We start from the raw sequence: 24,974 nt of genomic DNA, 5'->3' as shown, positions 1-24,974 counted from the left end.
ATGCCCACCGAGACGGACGAGAACGGCGACGGCAACGAGATCGAGCTGAGCGAAGACGAACTCCGCGAGATCGCGGGCTACGCCGCCGGCTGCGCGCGCAAAGTGCTGACGCTCTTCGAACAGAGCCTTCCCGACGACCCGCGCCCCCGCGAGGCGATCGACGCCGCGGACGCCTTCGCCGGGGGTGGCCGGCGTACGGCCGCCCTGCGCCGGAGCGCCTGGGCGGCGTACAGAGCGGCGCAGGAAGCGGATGCCATGGTCACCGCCACCCCCGCCGCAGCCACCGCCACCGCCGCGGCCGCGGCTGACGCGGCGCGGGCGGCGAGCCATGCGGCCGCCGCCGGCTATCTGCACCCCCGGGCGAGCGCGCACCAGGTGAAGCACATCCTCGGCGCGGCGGCGCACGCGGCGCGGGCGCAGGAGCTGGCGTCCGGCGAGGACCGGCAGGTGACCTCGGGCACGCTCGACCGGGCATGCCGGCACGCGCCGCCCGCCGTCACCGCCGTGCTCTCCCGGCTGCCCGGCGCGCCTGGCGGAGGCGGGCGTGTGGGCGAGTTGATCCGCGCACTCGACGCAGCACTGCGCGCCTGAGCACACCGGACCCTGACCGGCGAGGTCGCCGGCGCCGAATGCCTCAAGGGGCACGGGTCGTTGCACCCGGGGAGGTACGTGGTCCTCTGCCCCTCCCCTGCCTCGTGCCGGATGATCCGAGGTCGACCGACGACGGAGGGACACGGAGATGCGGGCGAACGGGAAGCAGCGAACGGCCGGTCAGGAGAACTCCGGCGCGCAGTCCACCACTCGCCGGATGCCCACGGCCGCCGGCACGGGCCGTACGGACGCGGACACCGCGGCCGCACTGCAACGCAGCATCGGCAACGCCGCGTTCGCGCGGATGATGAGCGAGCGGCATCAGCACGACGCGGGGTGCGGACACGACGACGCGGTGCAGCGCACCGCCGCCGACGAGGTGGGCTCCGTGGTGCGCTCCGCGGGCAGCCGGCTGGCGCCCGCGTTGCGGCGCGAGATGGAGGACCGCTTCGAGGGTGAGGACTTCTCGGACGTCACCGTGCACACCGGCAGCGCGGCCCGGCGTTCCGCCGAGGCGGTCGGGGCCGAGGCGTACACCACCGGCACCCACCACATCGTGTTCCGCCGCGCCGTCGACAAGAAGACGCTCGCGCACGAACTGGAACACGTCCGGCAGCAGCGAGCGGGAGCCGTGGCCGGAACCGACGACGGCGGCGGGCTGCGGGTCAGCGACCCCTCCGACCGGTTCGAGAAGGCGGCCGAACGCAAGGCGGAGCAGGTGATGCGGGGCGGGCAGGCGCGGGGGCCTGCCGAGACGGGGGCACCCGGCGCGGCGGCACGTCCGGCGGCCGGTCCCGCGGCCGCGGTGCAGCGCATGCCGAGGAAGAAGGGCGCGTCGAACAACGCGACGGCGGGCCAGTCCACCACGGAGGTGTCCGCCGCCCCCAAGAGCGAGTTCGAGAAGATAGTCGACTACCTCGAGGAGCTCAGCCCGGAATTCCAGGCGAAGAAGCCGAACGAGAAGGAAGACATCCTCTCGGACCTCGGCATCACCCCGGACAGTGACCTCTACACGCTCACCGACGTGGACACCGAGGATTTCCGGACCGATTTCCTCGCGGCGGTCGAGACGACGAAACACGCGTCCGGCTACTCCGGGACGGGTGGCGGAAGCAGCGACTGGGCGGCGAGCGCGGTGACCGCCGCGCACAAGCAGATGCGCATCGACCATCCGCACTGGGGCGACAACACCACCCTCCATCACAAGATCGCCCGTAGCGAGCTGGACGCGATCCTCGCGTCGGCCGACCGGGACGGGGCGCGGGCGAGGCCGCTCTTCGACTTCCTGGACGAAGTGCGGGCGGTTCTCGACTCGACGGCCGGAAACAAGAAGGCACTGCACAACATGCCCGCCAACCTGGAGATGGGGCCGTCGAGCGACACCCGGACGGGGGACCCGGGCTCCGGTACCGACTACAACTTCACGCCTCAGGGCGCGATGACGCCACGGTCGAACGAGCTCGAGGAGGCCCGGAAGCTGGCGACCCAGCCGCCCGTGGACTGGCAGGCCGTCGCGGACAGGCTCCGGGAAGCGCAGCGTCTTCACGTGGCCCAGCACCAGGGCGCCATACTGTCCCCGCCCGACCTCGCCCGCTGGCAGAGGGTGGGCGCGAAATGGAAGAAGGCCTCCGACTGACGTAGGGCCTGTCGGACAGGCCCTGGGGGCGCCGTGCGTCCGCGGGCTGGTGTTCGGTCACCATTGCCTCGTACCGTCGCAGGCCCGCGCCGGTCAGGAAGGACCACAGGCGACCGCTCATGAATCACGCTCAGCTCACCGCCCTCGGGCGCGCTCTCCGGCTGCTCGGGGAGCATGGCGAGGCCCTCACCGGTGACACCCCCGACGCACGGCTGCACGAGGTCAGGACCGATCTGCGGCGGGCTCTGGACCTGCTGGAGGAGAGCGTCACCACCGCCGCGCCCAGCACCCGCTGTGCCGAGCATCCGGCGGGTCCCGTCGACGAGAGCGCGCCCGACCGGTGCCTGCTGTGCGAGACCCGGCGCCGCGCGGCGCGGCGTGCCGAGTTCAACGGGCCCGCGGCGCCCGCCGCGCACACCGGTTCCGCGCCGTCCCGGTACGGCGTGCGCGGTGACCGGCCGCAGCCCCAGCAGCGGTGGCTGCCGGAGCTGTGGAACGGGCAGGAGTGGCAGTTGTGCGGCACCCCGCGCCGGGACCGCCGGGAGGCCGAGCTGTACCTGGCGGCCCAGCGGCGCGGTTCGCGGCCCGCGACGGCGTACCGGCTCGTGCACGAGTTCACCGACTACGAGGTGCTCCGGGTGTGGGGCACGCCGGTGCGCGTCGACATCGAGCCGATGGGCAATCCGTGACCGGCGGCGGTCACGCCTTCGCGGACTCCGGCAGCGGCCTGTGCGCCGTCGGGGGCGCCGCCCCGGACGCCTTGCCGCCGGACTGCTGACGCGGCAGGAACGACGCCCAGCTCAGCTCAGCGACCCCAGCGACGCCGCGTCCCACGGCGTGAGCTCGTCGAGCCGGCCCGCGAGCACCTTCGCCGCCCACCGCGGATCCTGCAGCAGCGCCCGCCCCACGGCGACCAGGTCGAACTCGTCACGCTCCAGCCGGTCCAGCAGGTTGTCGATGCTGCCCACACCGGCGCCCTTGCCGGCGAACGCGCCGAGGAACTCCCCGTCCAGGCCCACCGACCCGACCGTGATCGCGGCCTTGCCGGTGAGCTTCTTGGTCCAGCCCGCGAGGTTGAGGTCCGAACCCTCGAACTCCGGCAGCCAGTGGCGGCGTGTCGAGGCATGGAAGCCGTCGACGCCGGCCGCCGCGATCGGGGCGAGGATCGCCTCCAGCTCCTGCGGGGTCTCGGCGAGCCGCGCGTCGTACGCCTCCTGCTTCCACTGCGAGTAGCGGAAGAGGACCGGGAAGTCCGGCGAGACGGAGGCACGTACGGCGGCCACGATCTCGGCGGCGAACTTCGTACGGGCCACCGGGTCACCGCCGTAGGCGTCGGTACGGCGGTTGGTGCCGGCCCACAGGAACTGGTCGATGAGGTAGCCGTGGGCGCCGTGCAGTTCGACCCCGTCGAAGCCGATCCGCTCGGCCGCGGCGGCCGCCTCGGCGAAGGCCTCGACGACGTCGTCCAGGTCCTGCTGGGTCATCACCCGCCCGGTGCCCTCGGAGCCGTCCGGCCGCACCCCGGACGGGCCGACCGCCGGGGCGTCGGGGTACGGCGGCTCGCCCTGACGGCGCACCATGCCGATGTGCCACAGCTGCGGCACGATCTTCCCGCCCGCCGCGTGCACCTGCTCCGCGACCTTCGCCCAGCCCGCCAGCTGCTCCTCACCGTGGAAGCGCGGGACGGAGTCGCTCTCCCCGGCGGACTCGTGCCCGACGTAGGTGCCCTCGGTGACGATCAGGCCGACGCCCGCCCCGGCCCTCCGGGAGTAGTACGACGCCACGTCCGCGCCGGGTACGCCGCCCGGCGAGAACTTGCGGGTCATCGGCGCCATCACGATCCGGTTGGGGACGGTGAGGCCGCCCACGGTGAAGGGCCGCGCAAGGACCTGGGCCGCTCGGGAGAGGTGGGGGGAGGCGGTGACGGTCACGTGGTAACTCCTCGGAATGCCGGTTGACGTCTCACGCACACGCACGGGCTTCACGGAAGGTTCATGCGTATGCGAATTATGCGCATGCATGGAAGCACACCTCCGCGTCAACCACCCTGCGGCGCGCGCCATTCCGTCCCGCACGACAAACCTTCTGTGATCCGGGCCACGATGAACCGGGAGCACGGTCGGCCGGGGTCGACAGCTACGCCCGCGAGCTGGGCATGGACCCCCTGAGCCGGCTGGCAGGAGGCCGTCGCGCCGGTCGGGACCTGGGCGCCGGACCGGACGTACGACCTGCTCACCTGCGTGCACGGGCTGCACTACGTCGGCGACCAGCTCGGCCTGCTCGCCCGCGCCGCCTCCTGGCTCGTCCCGGACGGGCTGCTGATCGGCGCACTTCGACCCGCACTCGGTGCGCGGCGCGGACGGCTCACCGGCCGGGCGGGCGGCGGTGCCGAACGACGTCCGTCAGCCCGCCGTCGCCACGGGCACTACGCCCCCGGCGTGTGAAACGCCCGAGGGCGGCACCCCCTGTCTCCAGGGGGTGCCGCCCTCGGTACTTACGGACGGGTCCGATCCTCGAAAAGGATCAGAAGTCCATGTCACCGCCCGGCATGCCGCCGCCGGCCGGGGCCGCGGCCTTCTCCGGCTTGTCGGCGATGACGGCCTCGGTGGTGAGGAACAGCGCGGCGATGGAGGCGGCGTTCTGCAGGGCAGAGCGGGTCACCTTCGCCGGGTCGATGATGCCCTCGGCGATCATGTCGACGTACTCACCGGTCGCGGCGTTCAGGCCGTGGCCGACGGGCAGGTTGCGCACCTTCTCGACGATGACGCCACCCTCGAGACCACCGTTGACGGCGATCTGCTTGAGCGGGGCCTCCAGGGCGAGCTTCACGGCGTTGGCGCCGGTCGCCTCGTCGCCCTCCAGGTCCAGCTTCTCGAAGACCGTGGAGGCCTGGAGCAGGGCCACGCCACCACCGGCGACGATGCCCTCCTCGACGGCCGCCTTCGCGTTGCGAACGGCGTCCTCGATGCGGTGCTTGCGCTCCTTGAGCTCGACCTCGGTGGCGGCACCGGCCTTGATGACGGCCACGCCGCCGGCCAGCTTCGCCAGACGCTCCTGGAGCTTCTCGCGGTCGTAGTCCGAGTCGCTGTTCTCGATCTCGGCGCGGATCTGGTTGACCCGGCCCGCGACCTGGTCGGCGGAGCCGGCGCCGTCGACGATGGTGGTCTCGTCCTTGGTGATGACGACCTTGCGGGCGCGGCCCAGGAGGTCCAGGGTCGCGTTCTCCAGCTTGAGGCCGACCTCCTCGGAGATGACCTCGCCGCCCGTGAGGATGGCGATGTCGCCGAGCATGGCCTTGCGGCGGTCACCGAAGCCCGGGGCCTTGACGGCGACGGACTTGAAGGTGCCACGGATCTTGTTGACGACCAGGGTCGACAGGGCCTCGCCCTCGACGTCCTCGGCGATGATCAGCAGCGGCTTGCCCGACTGCATGACCTTCTCCAGGAGCGGGAGCAGGTCCTTGACGTTGGAGATCTTGGAGTTGGCGATGAGGATGTAGGGGTCCTCGAGCGACGCCTCCATGCGCTCCATGTCGGTGGCGAAGTACGCCGAGATGTAGCCCTTGTCGAAGCGCATACCCTCGGTGAGCTCCAGCTCCAGACCGAAGGTCTGGGACTCCTCGACGGTGATGACGCCTTCCTTGCCGACCTTGTCCATGGCCTCGGCGATGAGCTCGCCGATCTGGGTGTCGGCGGCGGAGATGGAGGCCGTGGAGGCGATCTGCTCCTTGGTCTCGACCTCCTTGGCCTGGTCGAGCAGGGCGCCGGAGACGGCCTCGACGGCCTTCTCGATACCGCGCTTGAGGGCCATCGGGTTGGCACCGGCGGCCACGTTGCGCAGGCCCTCACGGACGAGCGCCTGGGCGAGGACGGTGGCGGTGGTCGTACCGTCGCCGGCGACGTCGTCCGTCTTCTTGGCGACTTCCTTGACCAGCTCGGCGCCGATCTTCTCGTACGGGTCCTCGAGCTCGATCTCCTTGGCGATGGAGACACCATCGTTGGTGATCGTGGGGGCGCCCCACTTCTTCTCGAGGACGACGTTGCGGCCCTTGGGGCCGAGCGTCACCTTCACGGCGTCCGCGAGCTGGTTCATGCCGCGCTCGAGGCCGCGCCGCGCCTCCTCGTCGAACGCGATGATCTTGGCCATGTGAAGTGGTCCCTCCAGGACTGGGGGTGATTCCTTCGGACCGCGCCCGCGCCCGCGACGGACGGCTCGCCTGCCTCGTGGTTCCTTGCCCCACCCGGCCTGCGGCCTCACCGACCCGGTCCTTCTTTGTCACTCTCACCTTCAGAGTGCTAACGCAATGATTAGCACTCGCCCCTGCCGAGTGCAAGCGCCTCCCCGGATCCGGGCCGGGGGCTCCGCCACCCGCGAACACCGGATGCGGGCACAAGGCGGGCACAGGGGGGGCACAAGGCGCGCCCCAGGGGGCGCACGCCGAAGGGCCCGCCCCTCCGGAGAGGTACGGGCCCTTCGAACAAAAACGTCACATGCGGTGGTCGCGCGCTTAAGCGGTGACGCGAACCATGTCGGCCTGCGGGCCCTTCTGACCCTGCGAGATCTCGAACTCGACCCGCTGACCCTCTTCGAGGGTCCGGTAGCCGTCCATCTGGATCGCGCTGTAGTGGACGAAGACGTCCGCACCACCGTCGACCGCGATGAAGCCGTACCCCTTCTCCGCGTTGAACCACTTGACGGTGCCCTGAGCCATGCCTAACTCCCCTATTACTGGCCCTTGCACAGATCCGCACTTCGCGGATCCGGGTCAGACCTCGCCCCCTGTTCACCGGGGGCGTGCGCCGGAACGCGTCGACCGCGGCTGAATGTATCTGTCCAACTGCCGTCTGCAACAGGTCAATCGGACGAGAAATCTGGGTGCAGACGGTCGGCAATTTAGGGAGAATCTGCCCGAATTCAGGGCAAGTCGGGCTCCATAAAAGGAATGAAAGGCGCAAAAGAGCCACACACTTTGGCTACTTCTCATCGCACCGGAGCCGGAACTCATATGCGTCCGGCATGTCACCTCGCGACGCGTTCCCCAACTCTACCGCGCTCAACCACACTGAATTGCCCCCTCCGCTTCTCTCACGGAGGGGGCAATTCGATGAACATTGAGTAACCGGACTTACTCACGGTAACGCGTGGGCGGTTTCGGCGGCCTTTCAGCCTCCGGCCACCGCCGGAATGATGGACACGCCTGCGCCGTCCGGGGTCGCCGTCTCCAGCCCCTGCTCGAAGCGGACGTCGTCGTCGTTGACGTACACGTTGACGAACCGGCGCAGCTTGCCCTGGTCGTCCAGGACCCGGGCGGCGATGCCGGTGTGGTTCTTCTCCAGGTCGTCGATCACCTCGGCGAGGGTCGCCCCGTCGGCGGTGACTTCGGCCTGGCCACCGGTGTAGGTGCGCAGGATGGTCGGGATACGGACAGTGACGCTCACGTGGAACCTCCGGTCAGGGTGACGCCCCAGGGGGCGGGGACTGGGAGCCGGCGCCCACCGGCCCGCAGACGAAGTGCAAAGCTCTCTTACGCGAGACCAGCCTCGCGGAACGAGTCGAGGCTCGGCCGGATCGTCGCCGTGAGTCCCGTCCCCGCCACCGCGTCCAGAGTCTTCAGACCGTCACCGGTGTTGAGTACGACGGTGGTGAGCGACGGGTCCAGCGCCCCGTTCTCGGCCAGCTTGCGCGTGACCCCGACGGTCACCCCGCCCGCGGTCTCCGCGAAGATCCCCTCGGTCCGCGCGAGCAGCTTGATCGCGTCCACGACCTGAGCATCCGTCACGTCCTCCACCGCGCCGCCGGTACGCCGCGCGATGTCCAGCACGTACGGCCCGTCGGCCGGGTTGCCGATGGCCAGCGACTTGGCGATGGTGTTCGGCTTCTGCGGCCGTACGACGTCGTGCCCCGACTTGAACGCGGTCGACACCGGCGAGCAGCCCTCGGCCTGCGCCCCGAAGATCTTGTACGGCCTGTCCTCGACGAGACCGAGCTTGATCAGCTCCTGGAGCCCCTTGTCGATCTTCGTCAGCTGGGAGCCGGACGCGATCGGCACCACGATCTGGTCGGGCAGCCGCCAGCCGAGCTGCTCGCAGATCTCGTACGCCAGGGTCTTGGACCCCTCCGCGTAGTACGGCCGCAGGTTCACGTTGACGAAGCCCCAGCCCTCGCCCGCCGGATCGCCGATGAGTTCGGAGCAGAAGCGGTTCACGTCGTCGTAGTTGCCCTCGATGCCGACGAGTTCGCCGCCGTAGACCGCGGCCATCACGACCTTGCCCTGCTCCAGGTCGTGCGGGATGAACACGCAGGAGCGGAAGCCGGCCCGGGCGGCGGCGGCGCCGACGGCACCGGCGAGGTTGCCGGTGGAGGAGCAGGAGAGAGTCGTGAAGCCGAAGGCCCGCGCGGCCTCCAGGGCCTGGGCGACCACCCGGTCCTTGAAGGAGTGGGTCGGGTTGCCGGAGTCGTCCTTGACGAACAGCTTGCCGGGCTCCACGCCGAGTTCACCGGCGAGGCGGTCGGCCTGGACCAGCGGGGTCCAGCCCGGGTTCAGGTTCGGCTTGCCGGCCACGTCGGCGGGGACGGGCAGCAGCGGCGCGTAACGCCAGATGTTCGACGGGCCCGCCTCGATGCGCTTGCGGAGCTCCTCCGCTTCGTACGCGGAGAAGTCGTAGGCGATCTCCAGCGGGCCGAAACACTCCTCGCACGCGAAGACCGGGCCGAGCGGGACGCGGTGGCCGCATTCGCGGCAGGACAGCGCCGCGGCGGGACCGAGGTCGACGGTGGGGTTGCTGGTGCTGCTTGCGACAGTCTGCACAGCCATGTGAGGCGAGGCCCTTTCTCCTCATCTTCCTCACGACGCATCTCGCCGTGAGACGGAATTGGCACCTTCCCTAGCCGGGAGCCTCGCGGAACGATCGAGAACGATCTACGAGAACCGACTGGAGGGTTGCCGGGGCTTCAACGGGCCGTTTCCCTCTGCCCCTCTGGATGAGCTGTATGTGGTTGTCATGCCGTGGTGCGCGCCGACGGCCCCCGACATGCGATGGTCACCAGCGTTGTTCAAGACTGTAACCGAAGGCCAGGACTGCTGAGATAGTCGTCCGAACCGCGAGATGGATCACGAAATGCAGAGGAGCACCGGACCGTGCTGGAGGAAGTCGAGCGCTGGCTGAGCACCCGCTCCTGGTCGCTGGCCGACCGGCCGCTCCACACGGTCCTGGCCGCGAAGCACGGCACGGGCCAGACGATCAGTGTCGTGCTGCCCGCGCTGGACGAGGAGGAGACCGTCGGTGACATCGTCGCCGCGATCCGGCACGACCTCGTGGAGCAGGTGCCGCTGGTCGACGAGATCGTGGTGGTCGACTCCGGATCCACCGACCGCACCTCCGAGGTGGCCGCCGCGGCGGGCGCCCGGGTGGAACACCGCGACGGGATACTCACGCGCGTCGCGCCCGTCCCCGGCAAGGGCGAGGTGCTGTGGCGCTCGCTGCTCGTCACCCGCGGCGACATCGTCTGCTTCATCGACGCCGACCTGAAGGAGTTCTCCTCGGACTTCGTCACGGGCATCGTCGGACCGCTGCTCACCGATCCGGACATCGCCCTCGTCAAGGGGATGTACGACCGCCCCCTGGGCGACGCCGCCGGGCAGGGCGGCCGGGTGACCGAGCTGGTGGCACGCCCGCTGCTGAACCTGCACTGGCCGCAGCTGGCCGGCTTCGTGCAGCCGCTCGGCGGTGAGTACGCGGCCCGGCGCTCGCTGCTGGAGCAGCTGCCGTTCCCGGTCGGGTACGGCGTGGAGCTGGGCATGCTCGTGGACTCCCTGCATCTGGTCGGGCTGGACGCCCTCGCCCAGGTGGACGTCGGCGTGCGCAAGCACCGTCACCAGGACGGGCAGGCGCTCGGCCGGATGGCGGCGGCGATCTACCGCACGGCCCAGCTCCGGCTGGCCCGCGGCCACCTCGTCCGCCCGTGCCTCACCCAGTTCGAACGGGTGGAGGACGGGTTCGAGCCACGGACGTACTCGGTGGACACGGAGGAACGCCCGCCGATGGTGGAGATCGCGGAGTACGCGGCCCGGAAAGTGGCCTGAGCGCTGGGTACGGCAGCGTACGGCTGTATACGGCCGCCTTTCGGTCTCGAACCGTACGTTTGAGCGGATCAGGAGAGGGCTAGGTTGAGGCGTATGGCTTCGACGTACGGTCCTGCGCAGGTACTGGTGGCCTCCAACCGGGGCCCGGTCTCGTACGAGGTGCGTGACGACGGCTCGCTGCACGCCAGGCGTGGTGGCGGCGGGCTCGTCTCCGGCCTCTCCGCGATCGGCCCCGACGCCGGCGCGCTGTGGGTGTGCTCCGCCCTCGGCGACGGCGACCGCGAGGCGGTGCGGCGCGGCGTGGGCGAGTCCGGTGTGCGGATGCTGGACATCGCGGCCGGGGTGCACGCCGACGCGTACAACGGCATCGCCAACTCCGTGCTGTGGTTCGTGCACCACATGCTGTACCAGACGCCGCTGGAGCCGGTCTTCGACGCGGAGTTCCGGCGGCAGTGGGCGGCGTACGAGGCATACAACCGGTCGTTCGCCGAGGCGCTGGCCCAGGAGGCGGCCGAGGGCGCCGCGGTGCTGGTGCAGGACTACCACCTGACGCTGGTGCCGGGGATGCTGCGCGCACTGCGGCCCGACGTGCGGATCGGCCATTTCTCGCACACCCCGTGGGCGCCGCCGGAGTACTTCCGGATGCTGCCGGACGACGTCGCGGGACAGGTGCTGCGCGGGATGCTCGGCGCGGACCGGCTCGGCTTCCTCACCCGGCGGTGGGCGGACGCCTTCACGGCCTGCTGCGAGACGTTCACCGGAGGGCTCGGGGACACACGGATCGGCGTGCACGGGCTCGGGGCCGACGCCGACTTCCTGCGCAAGCGCGCCCACGAGGCCGACGTCGAGGAGCGGATGGCCGCGCTGCGGGCGGAGGTCGGCGAGGGCCGCAGGACGATCGTCCGCGTCGACCGGACCGAGCTGTCCAAGAACATCGTGCGCGGACTGCTGGCCTACCGGCAGCTGCTCGACGACCGCCCCGAGTGGCGCGAACGGGTGGTTCACGTCGCCTTCGCCTACCCCTCGCGGCAGGACCTCGCCGTGTACCGCGACTACACGGCCGAGGTGCGGCGGGTGGCCGAGGAGATCAACGAGCGCTACGGGACGCCGGGCTGGACGCCGGTCGTGCTGCACGTGAAGGACGACTTCGCCCGCTCGCTCGCCGCCTACCGGCTCGCGGACGTGGCCCTGGTCAACCCGATCCGCGACGGCATGAACCTGGTCGCCAAGGAGGTGCCGGTGGTGTCCGACGAGGGATGCGCGCTGGTGCTGTCCCGGGAGGCGGGGGCGTACGAGGAACTGCGCGAGGACGCGATCGCGGTGAACCCGTACGACATCACCGGCACGGCCGGCGCGCTGCACGAGGCGCTGACCATGCGGGCCGGGGAACGCGCCGAGCGGACGAAGCGGCTGGCGGCCGCCGCCACCGCCCTGCCTCCGGCCCAGTGGTTCCTCGACCAGCTGACCGCCCTGCGCGATCAGCCCTCCAGCTGAGCCGCGAGACCCGCGAGCAGTCCGACCACGCCCTGCGGGCCGGCGACCACCAGGTCGGCCCGCTCCCGCAGCTCGGTCACCTCGTCGCTGCCGCTGCACACCAGCAGCCCCGGTGTGCCCTCCGAGCGGAGCGTGCCGACCGCCGCGTACGCGGGGAGGTCGCCGAGGTCGTCGCCCGCGTAGAGGACGGACTCGGCGCCCCGTTCCCGGAGGTAGTCGAGGAGGGCCACGCCCTTGTCCATGCCGGGCGGGCGCAGTTCCAGGACCATGCGGCCGGGCTCGACGATCAGTCCGTGCCGGGCGGCGAGGTCCGTCAGGGGTCCACGCAGGGCCTCGAACGCGGCCTGCGGGTCGCCGGCGCGGCGGGTGTGGACGGCGATCGCGCGGCTCTTGTCCTCGATCCACGTGCCCGGCCCGGCGCCTTCGCGGCCGAGCAGTCCCGGCAGCTCGTCCCGGACGGCGGCGACGCCCGGGTGCGGGGCGGGCGCGCTGACCTCGCCGCTGACGGCGTCCCAGCGTTCGGCGCCGTAGTGACCGAGGACGACGAGGTGCTCCAGACCGGGGACGCCCGCGAACCCGCCGTGGCGTACGGCGACGTCGGCCGGGCGCCCGGTGATCACCGCGACGGCGGCCACCTTCGGGGCGAGGGCGGCGAGCGCCGGCACGGCGTCCGGGTGGGCGCGGGCCTGCTCCGGGTCGGGCACGATCGGGGCGAGCGTCCCGTCGAAGTCGAGCGCGATCACCGCCTTGCCGGGCCGTGCGAGGATCGCGTCGAGCCCGGCCCGCCCGGCGGAGGTGGCGGGCGTGGGGAGAGTCTTGCCGGTTTCGGTCTCGTGGCTGCCCATACCGCGACCCTATCCATCCTGACGCCGGTCCGGCGGCCCCGCCGGACCGGCGCTACCGCTCCGCCCGGCGCCGCTGCCGTATCCGCCGCAGGCGGTTGACCGTCACCGGGTCGTGCGCCAGTGCCCGCGGGTCGTCGAGCAGGGCGTTGAGCAGCTGGTAGTAGCGGACCGGGGCCAGGCCCAGCTCCTCACGTATCGCGCGCTCCTTGGCGCCGGGGCCCAAGAAGCCACGGCGCTCCAGGGCGAGGACGTCCTGTTCCCGTCGGGCGAGCTGCTGCTGGTCCATGCTCAGCACGGTAGCCGCCCCCACCGACAACGGGTCCGGCCCCGGCCGGTCCTGCGCTAGCGGGCCGTCGAGCTCTCCGCCGTCGTGGCCGTCGACTGGAGCCGGCCCAGGATCGCCGCCGGGCTGCCGCCCGGTGCCACGGCGGAGCCGATCCGCTTCTTGACCTCCGCGCTGACCGACGCCCACGACGTCTTGCCCACGGGATAGATCTCGGCGAGGGCGAGTTCGTCGAGGAAGGGCTTGAGGTCCCGGTCCTGCGGCGCCCCGCTCATCGCGTCGGAGGCGGAGTTGGTGACCGGCAGCAGGTCGTACTCGCGGGAGAAGTCGAGGACGTTCTGCTCGCTGTACACGAAGTCGAGGAACTCGCCGACCTGCTCCTTGTGGCCGTTCTGCTTGAAGGCGAGCATCCAGTCGGCGACCCCCATGGTGGCCTTGGACTCGCCGTCCACGCCGGGCATCGGCACCATGCCGTACTCCACGCCCTGCTTCTCGGCCATCTTCATCAGGGACGGATGCCCGTTCAGCATGCCGACCTCGCCCTTGGCGAAGGCGGCGAAGGCGTCGGCCCGGTCCAGCTTGCCGGGGGCGACCGGCCCGGTGAGCCCCTCGCCGACCAGCTCGTCGCGCAGCCAGGTGAAGGTCGCGACGTTCTCCGGGGAGTCGATGGTGTACCTGCCGACCGCGTCGGCGTAGCCGCCGCCCCCGCTGAGCAGCCACTGCATGGTCTCGGCCTGCGCCTCCTCCGAGCCGAGCGGCAGGGCGTACGGGTACTTCACACCGTCCGCCTCCAGCGCCTCGGCGGCGTCGGCCAGCTCCGCCCAGGTGGCCGGCGCGGTGAGACCGGCCTTCTCGAAGAGCTCCTTGTTGTAGAAGAGCAGCCGGGTGGAGGCGGCGAACGGCATGCCGTACTGCACCCCGTTGACCTGCCCCGCCCCCGCGAGCGCCGAGGAGAACCCGGCCTGGACGGGTATGGAGAGCAGGTCGTCCGCGGTGTAGAGCAGATCGTCGGCCGCGTAGTCGGCGTACGCCCCGATCTGCGCCATGTCGGGCGCCTTCCCGGCGTCGACCATCTCCTTGACCTCGCGGTCGACGTCGCTCCAGGAGTACACGCTGACCTCGACCTGGACGCCGGGATGGTCGGCCTCGTAGGCGTCGACCAGCTTCGCCCAGTACTTCTCGGAGCTGTTCGCCGCGCTGTCGCCGTAGTCCGCGGCCACGAGTCTGAGCGTGACGTCGTCGGAACCTCCGGTGAGGCCGCAGCCGCCCAGGACCGCCGTCATGCCCAGTGCGGACATCACCGCGATCATTCCTTTTCTGCGCCGCCGCTGCACGCTGTAGCCCACCCTGTCCATACGTCGTTCACGTCGTCCGAATTACGGATCAAGGTCTACACCACGCAAGTGGACTAGACCTCTTCCGGGTGCACGGGCCACACTGTCCCCCGTGAGACACGTCATCGCCCTCGATGTGGGCGGCACCGCGATGAAGGCCGCCCTGGTCGGGGCGGACGGCGCCCTGCTGCACCAGGCACGCCGCGCGACCGGCCGCGAGCACGGACCGCAGGCGGTCGTCGACGGCATCCTCGACTTCGCCGCCGAGCTGCGCGCGTACGGCGACCGGCACCTCGGCTCCCCCGCGTCCGCCGCCGGAGTCGCCGTCCCCGGCATCGTCGACGCACAGCGGGGCATCGCCGCCTACGCGGCCAACCTCGGCTGGCGTGACGTACCGCTGCGCGCGCTGCTCACCGGGCGGCTCGGCGGCCTCCCGGTCGCCCTCGGCCACGACGTGCGCACCGGCGGACTCGCCGAGGGCCGGATCGGCGCGGGCCGGGGAGCCGACCGCTTCCTGTTCGTCGCGCTGGGCACCGGGATAGCGGGCGCGATCGGCATCGACGGCCGGGTGGAGTCCGGCGCCCACGGCTTCGCGGGCGAGATCGGCCATGTCGTCGTACGTCCCGGCGGGACGCCCTGCCCGTGCGGCCAGCGCGGCTGCCTGGAACGGTTCGCGTCCGCGTCGGCGGTCAGCGAGGCGTGGGCCACGGCGACCGGTGACGTCCAGGCGGACGCGGCGGACTGCGCGAAGGCGGTCGAGTCCGGCGACGCCCGCGCCGTGGAGGTCTGGCAGCAGGCCGTCGACGCCCTGGCCGACGGCCTGGTCACCGCCCTCACCCTGCTGGACCCGGGCACGCTCGTCATCGGTGGCGGGCTCGCGGAGGCGGGGGAAACCTTGTTCACACCACTGCGCGACGCGGTCCGGCAGCGCGTCACCTTCCAGAAGCTGCCGGCGATCCTCCCCGCGGCCCTCGGGGACACCGCGGGATGCCTGGGAGCCGGCCTGCTGGCCTGGGATCTCCTCGACCGAACCGACCGCAAGGAGGCAACGCCCTGATGGCAACCCCCACAGGGGCGCGGGGAACTGCGCGACCAGCGACCACGCACCCGCAGCCCGCGACGGCCGGAGCACCCCTGGTGCTGACCGGCGCCCACGTGGTCCTGCCCACCGGAACCATCGAGAACGGCCGAGTGGTCGTCGAGGGCACCCGTGTGGCCGCCACCTCCGCACCCGGCGTCCAGGGGGTCGACCTCACCGGCCACTGGATCGTCCCCGGCTTCGTGGACATCCACAACCACGGAGGCGGCGGCGCCTCCTTCACCTCCGGCACCGTCGACGAGGTCCTCCAGGGCATCCGCACCCACCGCCTGCACGGCACGACCACCCTGGTCGCCTCCACCGTCACCGGCGACATGGACTTCCTCGCCCACCGCGCCGGCCTGCTGTCCGAGCTGGCCGAGCAGGGCGAGATCGCCGGCATCCACTTCGAGGGGCCCTTCATCTCGCCGTGCCGCAAGGGCGCCCACTCGGAGGAACTGCTGCGCGACCCGCAGCCGGCGGACGTGCGCAAGCTGATCGACGCGGCCCGCGGCCAGGCCAGGATGCTGACCCTCGCCACCGAACTGCCGGGCGGCATCGACTCGGTACGGCTGCTGGTGGAGCACGGCGTGATCGCGGCGGTCGGCCACACGGACGCTACGTACGAGCAGACGGTCGAGGCGATCGACGCGGGCGCGACCGTCGCCACGCACCTCTTCAACGCGATGCCCACGCTCGGCCACCGCGCCCCCGGCCCGATCGCCGCCCTGCTGGAGGACGAGCGCGTCACCGTCGAGCTGATCAACGACGGCACGCATCTGCACCCGGCCGCCCTGGAACTGGCGTTCCGTCACGCGGGCGCGGAGCGGGTCGCCTTCATCACGGACGCCATGGACGCGGCCGGTTTCGGCGACGGCCGCTACATGCTCGGCCCGCTCGAGGTCGAGGTCAGCGAGGGCGTGGCCCGGCTGGTGGAGGGCGGCTCGATCGCCGGCTCGACGCTCACCCAGGACCGCGCGTTCAAGCGGGCGGTGACCGTCGACCGCATTCCGGTCGAGGACGTCGTGAAGGCCCTGTCCGCCAACCCGGCACGGCTGCTCGGCCTGGACGACCGGATCGGCTCCCTGGAGCCCGGCAAGGACGCCGACCTGGTCGTCCTGGACGCGGACTTCGACCTCAAGGGCGTGATGCGCCGGGGAGAATGGGTGGTCGATCCCCAACTGGACTGAATGTTCCGCCAGTAGCCGGACGGCGGCCGCCCCGGGGACTGGGCGGCCCGCCGTCTCTTTGGCATGATCGACCCTCCGGAAAACGAGAAACGCATCCTCGGGGGAGGTCGGCACGGGTGATCCTCACGGTCACGCTGAACACCGCTCTCGACATCACCTACCGCGTACGGTCCCTGCGGCCCCACACCAGCCACCGCGTCTGTGAGGTGAGCGAACGCCCCGGCGGCAAGGGCCTCAACGTGGCCCGGGTGCTGGCGGCGCTCGGGCACGAGGTGACGGTCACGGGCTTCGCCGGCGGCGGTACCGGACGGATCGTCCAGGACCGGCTCACGGCCACGCCCGGCGTGGTCGACGCGCTGGTCCCGATCGGCGGCGCGACCCGGCGCACGATAGCCGTGGTCGACGAGCGCACCGGCGACACCACCCAGCTCAACGAACCCGGCCCGGCGATCACGCCGCCCGAGTGGTCCGCCTTCCAGGAGGCCTACGAGGACCTGCTCACGCCGGCCTCGGCGGTCGCCCTGTGCGGCAGCCTGCCGCCGGGGGTGCCGGTCGGCGCGTACGCGGGCCTGATACGCACCGCCCGCGCGGCCGGTGTACCGGTGCTGCTGGACACCAGCGGCGAGCCGCTGCGCCGCGGGGTCGCCGCCCGGCCCGACGTGGTCAAGCCCAACAGCGACGAACTGGCCGAACTCACCGGCGCGCACGAGCCGTTGCGCGCCGCGCACGCCGCCCGCCGGCGCGGCGCCCACGCGGTCGTCGCCTCCCTGGGCCCGGAGGGCCTGCTGGCAGCCACCCCGGAGGGCACCTGGCGGGCCACCCCGCCCACCCGGATCCACGGCAACCCGACCGGTGCCGGGGACTCCGTCACGGCGGGCCTGCTGGCCGGACTGGTGGAACGCCTGCCGTGGCCCGAACGCCTGATCCGCGCGGTCGCCCTGGCGACAGCCACGGTGCGGGCCCCGGTCGCAGGCGAGTTCGACCGGGGGACCTACGAGGAACTGCTGGGGAGGGTCGCGGTGACAGCGCACGAGGCCGCAGCGTAAGCACCTACCTGGGTACTGCCCGCACTTGGAGGGTGGCCGCACTCAGTTGCACGGTCGGCCACGCTCGCCGTGGCCGACCGTCACTTCCAACCTGCGATGAGCCGCAACTGGTCGATGTTGGCATCGCACGAGTTGCCGGTCTCACACGAAAGCTTGATCGTGTTGGTCCCCTTGTTCAGCTGGACGTTCCCCCACGTCTCGGTCCAGCCCTTCTCGTAGGCCCCCTCGGGAGCCTTCGCGAAGTTGGCCATGTTCAAGGGCCGGGTCTGGGCCGTGCCATTGATCGTCAGGGTGGCGTTGGCGTCCTTGCCGGGCACGCCGTAGCCGACGAACAGCGTGTACTTGCCGGACTCGGGGATGCCGTTCACCGTCCAGGTGGCCGAGGCGCCGACGGCGTTGAAGCCGGTCACGTAGACACCGCCGTCCGCCTTGGCGCCCTCGATGTCGGACGCGGTGGTGGCACCGCCGCCGAGCTGAAGCGCCTTGGCGTCGATCGCCGGCAGGTCGGCCTCGCTGTCCGCGCTGCTCTCGCCCGACGGAGTCGACTCGGCGCTCTGCTCGGCGGTCGGGGTGGGAGCCGGCTGGTCGCCGGCGTTCTTGTCGTCGTCGCCGCCCAGCATGGCCACGCCGATGCCGATGACGACCGCCGCGACCACCGCGATCGCGCCGATCAGCAGGCCCTTGGTGTTGGGCCCGCGGCCGCGGCCGCCGCCGCCCGAGCCGTGGCCGGGCATCGGGGACTGGGTGGTCTGCGCGCCGCCGGGGAACGTCTCGGGTGCGGCGTAGTGCGCGTTCGGCCGGCCGTAGGTGCCCTGCTGCTGCGGCGGCACGTTCGGCTGGCCGTAGGCCTGCTGACCGTACGGCCGCTCGCCGACCGTACGCACCCTGCTGACCGAGTTCGGGTAGCCGTAGCCGCCGGACGGGGGCTGGGCGCCGTTGGCCTGACCGTCGGCGTACAGGTAGCCGAACGGGTCGTCGTCCTCGGGCGTGCTCGCGCCGTTGTTGCCGGGCGTCATCCCTTGGTACTCCTCAACAGGTGCGGAACGGATGCGGTACGTGTGGTGAGAATGGCGAGCCTACCCGCTTCCGGTGGCCCAAACGGGTGACCCGAGTCGCATCACCCTGTCGACCTGCTGATCATCCCGCACGGCGGTGCTGTCTGGGACGAGATCGTTTCTCGACGTACATCCGCTCGTCGGCGGACTTCAGCACCTCGTCCGCCGTCATGCCGCAGTGCGCCCAGCCGATGCCGAAACTGGCCCCGACCCGGACGGCCCGGCCCTCGGCCCGGATCGGCTGGATGATCTCGTTGCGCAGCCGTACGGCGAGGTCCTGGGCGTCCGCCCGGCCGAGCCCGTCGGCGAGGATCACGAATTCGTCGCCACCGAGCCGGGCGACCGTGTCGCCGTCCCGGACGCCGTTGCTGAGCCGCCGGGCGACCTCGATCAGCACGGCGTCGCCCGCGTTGTGGCCGAACCGGTCGTTGATCGACTTGAAGCCGTCGAGGTCGCAGAAGAGCACCGCGAGCCCCTTCGTGCCGTCGTCGTGTTCACCCTCGGGGGCGACGGTGTGCACATGGTGGTCGTAGACGTCGTACGCGTCCTTGCCGCCCGGCACGAAGTCGAAGCCGTGCCCGCCGGCGTCGTAGACGGGATGGCCGAAGGCCGCGTCCTGCGACGCGAAGGCGCCGTGGTGCCCCGTCTGCGGGCGCTGGCAGAGCCGGGCCGCGAGCCGGGAGCGCAGCTCGGCGGAGTTCGGCAGGCCGGTGAGCGAGTCGTGGGAGGCGCGGTGGGCGAGCTGGAGCTCGCGGCGCTTGCGCTCCTCGATGTCCTCGACATGGGTGAGCAGGAAGCGGGGGCCGTCGGCGGCGTCGGCGACGACGGAGTTGCGCAGGCTGACCCAGACGTAGGTGCCGTCCCGGCGGCCCAGGCGCAGCTCGGCCCGGCCGCCCTCCGCGGAGGTGCGCAGGAGCGTGCCTATGTCCTCGGGGTGGACGAGGTCGGAGAAGGAGTAGCGGCGCATCGCGGAGGCCGGGCGGCCCAGGAGCCGGCACAGAGCGTCGTTGGTGCGCAGTATGCGGCCGTGCTGGTCGCCGCCCATCTCGGCGATGGCCATGCCGGAGGGCGCGTACTCGAACGCCTGCCGGAAGCTCTCCTCGCTGGCCCGCAGGGCCTGCTGCTCGCGCTCCAGGCGGACCAGCGCGCGTTGCATATTCGCACGTAGACGCGCGTTGCTGATGGCGATGGCGGCCTGGAAGGCGTACATCTGGAGCGCCTCGCGGCCCCATGCGCCGGGGCGGCGGCCGTTGCGCGGCCGGTCCACGGACAGGACGCCGATCAGTTCGCCGGAGGTGGCGCCGCCCTGGGCGCCCGGCGCGTACATCGGCGCGAAGAGGCGGTCCGAGGGGTGCCACTCGTCCTCGAAGCGCGGCGCCGGCCCCTCGGTGTACCACTGCGGAACGTCGTCGTCGTCGAGGACCCAGCCCTCGGTGTGCGGTATGAAGACGAGGTCGCCCCACTGCTCGCCCATGCTCAGCCGGCGCTCCCAGGACTCCCGGGAGCCGACCCGGCCGGTGATCAGGGCCTCGGCGGCGGGGTTGCCGGAGAAGGCGGCGACGACGAGATCGCCGTCCGGGCGTACGAGGTTGACGCACGCCAGCTCGTAGCCGAGGGCGCTGACGACCCCGTTCGCGACCGTCTGCAAGGTGTCCGCCAGGCTGCGGGCCGTGTTCATGTCGGCCATGACCTGGTGCAGTTGTCGCAGGGACGCAAGGCGGACGTACGGCTCCGACTCGGTCTCCATGCTCGCCCTCCCCCCGAGTCCTAGCGGCGATTCAAGGGTTCTCTTCGGCGCCCTTTTCTGAGTGGTGCCCTTACAGCTTCCAGTACAGCTTCCCGCCACTGAATCACAGCGCGCTGCTCACTCGGTACACAGGGTCAACAATTAATGCCCCTTGTGACTCAAGTCACAGTAGAAGATGAACAATTGAGTGGAGTTTCTGCGTTTTTCCCGTGCGTTTAACGAACGCAAAATTTGTGCGAGTGTCCCGCGAGTGTCCATCGTGTGTCCATGACCGTCCGTCGCAGGTCCTAGGACCGCCTTCGGGCCGGGGTCCGATGCGGAGCGCACGCATCGGAGATTAGCGTTTCGGGTGTGCCGAACACACACGCAGCCGTACCGCCCGTCACCGTTCCCGCCCAGCCGTCCCCGGCCTCGGCCGTTGGGCATGCTGTGGGGGTGACCAACGACGAGTTCCGTGCCGCGATGTCCCGGCTGGCCGCAGGGGTGGTCCTGGTGACCGCGCGCGAGCCGGCGCTCGATCCCGACGACCCGCGGGCGCCGGCGGGCGAGGACGTGGGCATGACGGCGACGGCCTTCATGTCCGTCTCCCTCGACCCGCCCCTGGTCATGGTCAGCCTGCGCGACGGCTCCCGCATGGACGACCTGCTCGCCGAGCAGCCCGAGTGGGCGGTCTCGGTCCTGTCCGAGAGCCAGCGGCACATCGCCGGCCGGTTCGCCATGAAGGGCCGCATCAGCGACCGCCTGCTGTTCGAGGACATCCCCTACGTCCGCGGTGAGACGACCGGAGCGCCCCTGGTGGGCGGCGCGCTGGCCACGCTGGAGTGCCGGACGGAGCAGCGAGTGGCGGCCGGTGACCACACGCTGGTGATCGGGCGGGTGCTGACGGCCCGGGTGCCCAGCGCGGACGGGGGACCGCTGCTGTACTTCAAGGGGCGGTACCGGCACCTGGGGTGAGCCGCCGAAGCGCCGGGCGCCGCCGTGGACGCCGACAGGACCCTGACGGATGGGCGGCGGGAAATGTGACGGGGTGCACCGGGCGCGAGAGGGGAATCCGGCACCGGACGGCTCGGCGGCCGCTGATTTTTTGTTCAGTACATGCTGACCAATTGTTTAGTAGCCGCCGCTCGCCCTACGCCGTGACAGCCGGCCGTTTCCTACCTCCCGCCAATCGGCGGTCAATGCCAGTCGCGGCCGGACCGCCCTCGCTTGGTGTCGGACCGCTGCTTCTTCTCACGGAGCCGGCGTTCGTTGATGCCGCGCGGGATACGGGTGGGCCTGCGCGGCCTGGGCGGGGGCGCGGTGGCCTCGGCGAGGAGCGCGGCAAGGCGCACGGCCGCCGCCTCACGGTTGCGCCACTGGGAGCGGTGCTCGGAGGAACGTACGGTGACGACCCCGTCGACCAGCCGGCCCGCCAGCCGCTCCAGCGCACGCTGCTTCCACACCTCGGGCAGGGCCTCGGTGGCCGCCAGGTCGAACCGCAGCTCGACGCTGGTGTCGCTGGTGTTGACATGCTGGCCACCGGGCCCGGAGGAGCGCGAGAAGCGCCACTGGAGCTCGGCCTCGGGGAGCGGGACGGAGCCACGGATGACGTGCGGGCGACCGGACATGACTGACATGTTCCCGCCTGAACGGGGTCGGAGTCACCCGAATAACGCCGCCGGACGCGGCAGCCGGGTAAAGAAAGTAAAGCGCGGGGAACCCATGGCACCACCTGCGGCGTTCATAGGGGTAGCTGTAGCTTCAGCAACGGCACCGCATAGCGCACGCTTCGAGGGAAGGAACTCCCGACCATGGCTGTAAGCCTGTCCAAGGGTGGCAACGTCTCGCTCACCAAGGAGGCTCCGGGCCTGACCGCCGTCACCGTGGGCCTCGGCTGGGACGTCCGCACCACCACCGGCACCGACTTCGACCTCGACGCCTCCGCGATCGCGGTCAACACGCAGGGCAAGGTCTTCTCGGACCAGCACTTCGTCTTCTTCAACAACAAGCAGACGCCGGACCAGACGATCGTCCACACCGGTGACAACCGCACGGGCGAGGGCGCGGGCGACGACGAGCAGATCAACGTCAACCTGGCCGGTCTGCCCGCCGACATCGACAAGATCGTCTTCCCGGTCTCGATCTACGACGCGGAGAACCGCACGCAGAACTTCGGCCAGGTCCGCAACGCCTACATCCGCATCATCAACCAGGCAGGCGGCACCGAGATCGCCCGCTACGACCTCTCCGAGGACGCCGCCACCGAGACCGCCATGGTCTTCGGCGAGCTCTACCGCAACGGCGCCGAGTGGAAGTTCCGCGCCGTGGGCCAGGGCTACGCCTCGGGCCTGGTCGGCATCGCCCAGGACTTCGGTGTGAACGTCTGAGCGACGCTCACCCCGGCAGCCTGAACACCGGGCCCCTCATCGCCCCGCGGTGAGGGGCCCGTGGCATGCGCGGCCCCACATCCGTCCCGGATGCCGCCCGCCCTCGCCCGGCAGAGCGCGCCGCCGGCGGCCAGCATCGCCGCCGGCGACACGCATTCCCTCGCGTGGAGCGCGCCCCCGGCCTCACGGCCGATCCGGCTTCCCCTCCCCGTACAGCCAGTCCTCCCAGACGCCGCCGAAATCCTTCTCCGGCGCCTGCTCCTCGACGAACTTGGTGAAGTCCTCCGTGCTCGCGTTGCCGTGGCGGTGGGCCGTGGCCCAGTCACGGAGCAGGGCACGGAAGGCGGTGTCGTCGGCGAGCGTCCGGCGGATCTTGTGCAGGACCATCGCGCCCCGGTCGTACACCGGGCTGCCGGAGATGTGCGCGGCGCCGGGCGGATCCGCGGGCGGGAAGGACCAGACGGCCGCGTTCTCCTCGGGGGTGGTGTAGCGGGTACCGGCGTAGAGCTCGTCGAAGGTGCGCTGGGCGCTGCCGCCGCCGTGGTCCTCCGCCCACAGCCACTCCGCGTATGTGGCGAAGCCCTCGTTGAGCCACATGTCCCGCCAGGACTTGGGCGTGACGGAGTCGCCGTACCACTGATGGGCGAGCTCGTGGACGAGGAGCGGGACGTCGGGGGCGCCGGGGAAGACGGGACGGGTCTGGGTCTCCAGGGCATAGGCGACGTCGCCGGGACGGTCGACGATCACGCCGGTGGAGGTGAAGGGGTACGGACCGAAGCGCTCCTGCGCCCAGGCGAGGACCTCGGGGAGCCGCGCCAGGACCTCACGGCTCCCGGCGGCCTCGGCCGGGTCGACGGCGGTGTACACGGGCAGCCCGTCCGGGGTCTTCGTGCGGCTGATGTCGTAGCGGCCGACGGCGACGGTGGTGAGGTAGCTCGCCATGGGCCGGCCCATGTGCCAGGTGGCGGTCGTACGGCCGTCGGTGGTGCGCTCGGACCTCAGTTCGCCGTTGGACACCGCCCGCAGGCCCTTCGGCACGGTCACCTCGATGTCGTACGACGCCTTGTCCGAGGGGTGGTGGTTGCCGGGGTACCAGGCCATCGAGCCGACCGGCTGGCCCAGCGCCAGCGCGCCGTCCGCCGTGGGCAGCCAGCCCTCCCGCGAGCTGTCCGGGTCGGTGACGGTGGCCGGCGTACCGGAGTAGCGGACCGTCACGCGGAAGGTGCGGCCCTCGGTGAGGTCGTCGTGGGGGCGGACGGTCAGTTCCTGGCCCGCGCGGTTCCAGCGGGCGGCGGTGCCGTCGACGGTGACCTTCTCGACGCGCAGTCCCCTCAGGTCGAGGTTGAAGGCGGAGAGGTCCTGTGTCGCACGTGCGGTGATCGTCGTACGGCCGGTGAGGTGGCGGGTGCCGGGGGTGTAGTCCAGGGCCAGGTCGTAGTGGGTGACGTCGTAGCCGCCGTTGCCCGCCTTCGGGAAGTACGGATCGCGCAGGCCTGAGCCGCCGGGGGTGCCCCCCTCGACACCGCTGCTCGCACACGCGGTCAGTGCGAGGGCCAGCAGGGCGGCGGGGACGACCGGTACAAAACGGGACACGTCTTTGATCCTACGAAAGGCGTGACACCATCGCGTACGTGCTCGACATCGGCTACGCCCTCTCCAACCGCTTCCCGGACCCACCCCAGACCGACTACCGCCGCGCGGACGTGCACGCCCTGCGCCACGACCTTTTCTGCGGTGACGTCTATCTCGCCGACACCAAGTCGGACCGGGAGCTTTCCACAGCCTGGGGATGGGTGCCGGTACTCGACTTCGCGTGGGCACTGTGCGACATCGTCGAGCAGCTGGACCGTGATCCGGCGGGCTCTCGCGCCTCCCGCCCCCAGCACGCGGAACTGGACTTCACCGAGTCCACCGACCGTCTGCTCTTCGAGCGCCGCTTCGGCTGGGTCGACGTCGAGGCCGACTGGCAGCCGGCCGAGGAGCCGCCCCTCACCTTCTCCCACAGCGAACTGCGCCGCGAAGCACGGGACTTCCTGCACGACCTGGTCGCCGACCTGTGCGATCTGCACGAGGACCTGGAGGAGAACCCGGCGATCTGGTCGCTGCAGGCAAGGTTCCCGCGGGTGCCGTGACGCGGCGGGGGGCGGGGATGCGGCGCGCGCCCCGCGCCGGGGGCGCTCACTGGGGTGCCTGCGCCGGGGGCCACCAAGCCGGGGCGGTCACCTG

24 protein-coding genes and 1 riboswitch are annotated in these 24,974 nt (G+C 71.3%); of the genes, 12 read left to right on the top strand and 12 right to left on the bottom strand.

From position 1 onward, the window contains the following. From ACIHCM_RS22595 to ACIHCM_RS22585, 3 genes are all read left to right on the top strand, one after another. A complete protein-coding gene (locus ACIHCM_RS22595) occupies positions 1-591 on the top strand; it encodes a putative immunity protein (RefSeq protein ID WP_399898533.1) in 591 nt (196 codons plus the stop codon). 148 nt (positions 592-739) lie between these two features. Then, complete coding sequence (locus tag ACIHCM_RS22590; protein WP_399898531.1) at positions 740-2,227, top strand: DUF4157 domain-containing protein; 1,488 nt, start codon at positions 740-742, stop codon at positions 2,225-2,227. Between the two features lie 119 nt (positions 2,228-2,346). Further along, entirely contained in the window at positions 2,347-2,916 is a 570-nt protein-coding gene (locus ACIHCM_RS22585) for a hypothetical protein (protein WP_399898529.1), read from the top strand. A 111-nt stretch (positions 2,917-3,027) separates the two neighbouring features. On the opposite strand, the gene ACIHCM_RS22580 is transcribed toward ACIHCM_RS22585, so the two are convergent. Further along, the gene (locus ACIHCM_RS22580) at positions 3,028-4,158 is read right to left on the bottom strand and encodes an NADH:flavin oxidoreductase (RefSeq protein ID WP_399898527.1); all 1,131 of its coding nucleotides are present in this window, start codon (positions 4,156-4,158) and stop codon (positions 3,028-3,030) included. A gap of 309 nt (positions 4,159-4,467) precedes the next feature. On the opposite strand from ACIHCM_RS22580, the gene ACIHCM_RS22575 reads away from it, so the two are divergent. Continuing rightward, positions 4,468-4,671: a hypothetical protein gene (locus tag ACIHCM_RS22575; protein ID WP_399898525.1), complete on the top strand. Its 204-nt coding sequence runs from the start codon at positions 4,468-4,470 to the stop codon at positions 4,669-4,671. Positions 4,672-4,750: 79 nt separating this feature from the next. Here ACIHCM_RS22575 and groL read toward each other — a convergent pair whose 3' ends face one another. The 4 genes from groL to thrC all read right to left on the bottom strand — a co-directional run bounded on the left by groL (position 4,751) and on the right by thrC (position 9,041). After that, the gene (gene groL, locus ACIHCM_RS22570) at positions 4,751-6,373 is read right to left on the bottom strand and encodes a chaperonin GroEL (RefSeq protein WP_399898523.1); all 1,623 of its coding nucleotides are present in this window, start codon (positions 6,371-6,373) and stop codon (positions 4,751-4,753) included. 361 nt (positions 6,374-6,734) lie between these two features. Then, the gene (locus ACIHCM_RS22565; RefSeq protein WP_004986573.1) at positions 6,735-6,938 is read right to left on the bottom strand and encodes a cold-shock protein; all 204 of its coding nucleotides are present in this window, start codon (positions 6,936-6,938) and stop codon (positions 6,735-6,737) included. Positions 6,939-7,389: 451 nt separating this feature from the next. After that, positions 7,390-7,665 (bottom strand): ubiquitin-like small modifier protein 1, encoded by a 276-nt coding sequence (locus ACIHCM_RS22560; RefSeq protein ID WP_393108605.1) that lies wholly within the window; start codon positions 7,663-7,665, stop codon positions 7,390-7,392. Between the two features lie 86 nt (positions 7,666-7,751). Beyond that, positions 7,752-9,041, bottom strand: coding sequence for a threonine synthase (gene thrC, locus ACIHCM_RS22555; RefSeq protein WP_399898520.1), 1,290 nt, complete (start codon positions 9,039-9,041; stop codon positions 7,752-7,754). Between the two features lie 18 nt (positions 9,042-9,059). Further along, positions 9,060-9,215: riboswitch (SAM riboswitch) on the bottom strand. A 150-nt stretch (positions 9,216-9,365) separates the two neighbouring features. On the opposite strand from thrC, the gene ACIHCM_RS22550 reads away from it, so the two are divergent. Continuing rightward, entirely contained in the window at positions 9,366-10,310 is a 945-nt protein-coding gene (locus ACIHCM_RS22550) for a glucosyl-3-phosphoglycerate synthase (RefSeq protein ID WP_399898518.1), read from the top strand. Between the two features lie 93 nt (positions 10,311-10,403). After that, positions 10,404-11,804, top strand: a complete 1,401-nt coding sequence (locus tag ACIHCM_RS22545) for a trehalose-6-phosphate synthase (RefSeq protein ID WP_399898516.1) — start codon at positions 10,404-10,406, stop codon at positions 11,802-11,804. Here the strand turns inward: ACIHCM_RS22545 and otsB are convergent. From otsB to ACIHCM_RS22530, 3 genes are read right to left on the bottom strand one after another with little or no spacing between them, the layout of a single operon-like run. Beyond that, the gene (gene otsB, locus ACIHCM_RS22540; protein ID WP_399898514.1) at positions 11,789-12,649 is read right to left on the bottom strand and encodes a trehalose-phosphatase; all 861 of its coding nucleotides are present in this window, start codon (positions 12,647-12,649) and stop codon (positions 11,789-11,791) included. The two genes, ACIHCM_RS22545 and otsB, sit on opposite strands and share 16 nt — an antisense overlap. A gap of 52 nt (positions 12,650-12,701) precedes the next feature. Next, positions 12,702-12,935, bottom strand: a complete 234-nt coding sequence (locus ACIHCM_RS22535; protein ID WP_399898512.1) for a DUF3263 domain-containing protein — start codon at positions 12,933-12,935, stop codon at positions 12,702-12,704. A 56-nt stretch (positions 12,936-12,991) separates the two neighbouring features. Then, a complete protein-coding gene (locus ACIHCM_RS22530; protein ID WP_399898510.1) occupies positions 12,992-14,230 on the bottom strand; it encodes an extracellular solute-binding protein in 1,239 nt (412 codons plus the stop codon). A gap of 148 nt (positions 14,231-14,378) precedes the next feature. Between ACIHCM_RS22530 and ACIHCM_RS22525 the strand changes: the two genes are divergently transcribed. From ACIHCM_RS22525 to ACIHCM_RS22515, 3 genes are all read left to right on the top strand, one after another. Continuing rightward, positions 14,379-15,323, top strand: coding sequence for an ROK family protein (locus tag ACIHCM_RS22525; RefSeq protein WP_399898508.1), 945 nt, complete (start codon positions 14,379-14,381; stop codon positions 15,321-15,323). Continuing rightward, on the top strand, positions 15,323-16,534 hold the full coding sequence (gene nagA, locus ACIHCM_RS22520) for an N-acetylglucosamine-6-phosphate deacetylase (RefSeq protein WP_399898506.1): 1,212 nt from the start codon (positions 15,323-15,325) through the stop codon (positions 16,532-16,534). Before ACIHCM_RS22525 ends, nagA begins: the two co-directional genes overlap by 1 nt. Before the next feature lie 116 nt (positions 16,535-16,650). Next, positions 16,651-17,580, top strand: coding sequence for a 1-phosphofructokinase family hexose kinase (locus tag ACIHCM_RS22515; RefSeq protein ID WP_399898504.1), 930 nt, complete (start codon positions 16,651-16,653; stop codon positions 17,578-17,580). 80 nt (positions 17,581-17,660) lie between these two features. Here the strand turns inward: ACIHCM_RS22515 and ACIHCM_RS22510 are convergent, their stop codons facing one another. Both ACIHCM_RS22510 and cdgB read right to left on the bottom strand, forming a co-directional pair. After that, entirely contained in the window at positions 17,661-18,596 is a 936-nt protein-coding gene (locus ACIHCM_RS22510; RefSeq protein ID WP_399898502.1) for a carbohydrate-binding protein, read from the bottom strand. A 121-nt stretch (positions 18,597-18,717) separates the two neighbouring features. Next, entirely contained in the window at positions 18,718-20,382 is a 1,665-nt protein-coding gene (gene cdgB, locus ACIHCM_RS22505) for a diguanylate cyclase CdgB (protein WP_399898500.1), read from the bottom strand. A gap of 351 nt (positions 20,383-20,733) precedes the next feature. Between cdgB and ACIHCM_RS22500 the strand changes: the two genes are divergently transcribed. Beyond that, the gene (locus ACIHCM_RS22500) at positions 20,734-21,336 is read left to right on the top strand and encodes a flavin reductase family protein (protein ID WP_399898498.1); all 603 of its coding nucleotides are present in this window, start codon (positions 20,734-20,736) and stop codon (positions 21,334-21,336) included. A 221-nt stretch (positions 21,337-21,557) separates the two neighbouring features. Here ACIHCM_RS22500 and arfB read toward each other — a convergent pair whose 3' ends face one another. Beyond that, positions 21,558-21,998, bottom strand: coding sequence for an alternative ribosome rescue aminoacyl-tRNA hydrolase ArfB (arfB, locus tag ACIHCM_RS22495; RefSeq protein ID WP_399898496.1), 441 nt, complete (start codon positions 21,996-21,998; stop codon positions 21,558-21,560). Positions 21,999-22,172: 174 nt separating this feature from the next. Here arfB and ACIHCM_RS22490 point away from each other — a divergent pair, with 174 nt between their 5' ends. Beyond that, the gene (locus tag ACIHCM_RS22490) at positions 22,173-22,748 is read left to right on the top strand and encodes a TerD family protein (protein ID WP_399898494.1); all 576 of its coding nucleotides are present in this window, start codon (positions 22,173-22,175) and stop codon (positions 22,746-22,748) included. Positions 22,749-22,931: 183 nt separating this feature from the next. On the opposite strand, the gene ACIHCM_RS22485 is transcribed toward ACIHCM_RS22490, so the two are convergent. Then, positions 22,932-24,341: a M1 family metallopeptidase gene (locus ACIHCM_RS22485; protein WP_399898492.1), complete on the bottom strand. Its 1,410-nt coding sequence runs from the start codon at positions 24,339-24,341 to the stop codon at positions 22,932-22,934. 38 nt (positions 24,342-24,379) lie between these two features. On the opposite strand from ACIHCM_RS22485, the gene ACIHCM_RS22480 reads away from it, so the two are divergent. After that, complete coding sequence (locus tag ACIHCM_RS22480) at positions 24,380-24,880, top strand: hypothetical protein (RefSeq protein ID WP_399898490.1); 501 nt, start codon at positions 24,380-24,382, stop codon at positions 24,878-24,880. Positions 24,881-24,974 lie beyond the last annotated feature (94 nt).

Source organism: Streptomyces sp. NPDC052023 (genome assembly GCF_044548465.1).
In the GTDB taxonomy this organism is placed as follows: domain Bacteria; phylum Actinomycetota; class Actinomycetes; order Streptomycetales; family Streptomycetaceae; genus Streptomyces.
Note: the sequence above shows the minus strand (reverse complement) of the source record. Positions and strands in the feature narration are given on the sequence as shown.

Excerpts from the sequence above, each read along its gene's own strand:
- ACIHCM_RS22595 (WP_399898533.1), top strand. The coding sequence starts at position 1 with ATGCCCACCGAGACGGACGAGAACGGCGACGGCAACGAGATCGAGCTG.
- ACIHCM_RS22590 (WP_399898531.1), top strand. The coding sequence starts at position 740 with ATGCGGGCGAACGGGAAGCAGCGAACGGCCGGTCAGGAGAACTCCGGC.
- ACIHCM_RS22585 (WP_399898529.1), top strand. The coding sequence starts at position 2,347 with ATGAATCACGCTCAGCTCACCGCCCTCGGGCGCGCTCTCCGGCTGCTC.
- groL (WP_399898523.1), bottom strand. The coding sequence starts at position 6,373 with ATGGCCAAGATCATCGCGTTCGACGAGGAGGCGCGGCGCGGCCTCGAG.
- ACIHCM_RS22565 (WP_004986573.1), bottom strand. The coding sequence starts at position 6,938 with ATGGCTCAGGGCACCGTCAAGTGGTTCAACGCGGAGAAGGGGTACGGC.
- thrC (WP_399898520.1), bottom strand. The coding sequence starts at position 9,041 with ATGGCTGTGCAGACTGTCGCAAGCAGCACCAGCAACCCCACCGTCGAC.
- ACIHCM_RS22545 (WP_399898516.1), top strand. The coding sequence starts at position 10,404 with ATGGCTTCGACGTACGGTCCTGCGCAGGTACTGGTGGCCTCCAACCGG.
- otsB (WP_399898514.1), bottom strand. The coding sequence starts at position 12,649 with ATGGGCAGCCACGAGACCGAAACCGGCAAGACTCTCCCCACGCCCGCC.
- ACIHCM_RS22535 (WP_399898512.1), bottom strand. The coding sequence starts at position 12,935 with ATGGACCAGCAGCAGCTCGCCCGACGGGAACAGGACGTCCTCGCCCTG.
- ACIHCM_RS22530 (WP_399898510.1), bottom strand. The coding sequence starts at position 14,230 with ATGTCCGCACTGGGCATGACGGCGGTCCTGGGCGGCTGCGGCCTCACC.
- nagA (WP_399898506.1), top strand. The coding sequence starts at position 15,323 with ATGGCAACCCCCACAGGGGCGCGGGGAACTGCGCGACCAGCGACCACG.
- ACIHCM_RS22510 (WP_399898502.1), bottom strand. The coding sequence starts at position 18,596 with ATGACGCCCGGCAACAACGGCGCGAGCACGCCCGAGGACGACGACCCG.
- cdgB (WP_399898500.1), bottom strand. The coding sequence starts at position 20,382 with ATGGAGACCGAGTCGGAGCCGTACGTCCGCCTTGCGTCCCTGCGACAA.
- arfB (WP_399898496.1), bottom strand. The coding sequence starts at position 21,998 with ATGTCAGTCATGTCCGGTCGCCCGCACGTCATCCGTGGCTCCGTCCCG.
- ACIHCM_RS22490 (WP_399898494.1), top strand. The coding sequence starts at position 22,173 with ATGGCTGTAAGCCTGTCCAAGGGTGGCAACGTCTCGCTCACCAAGGAG.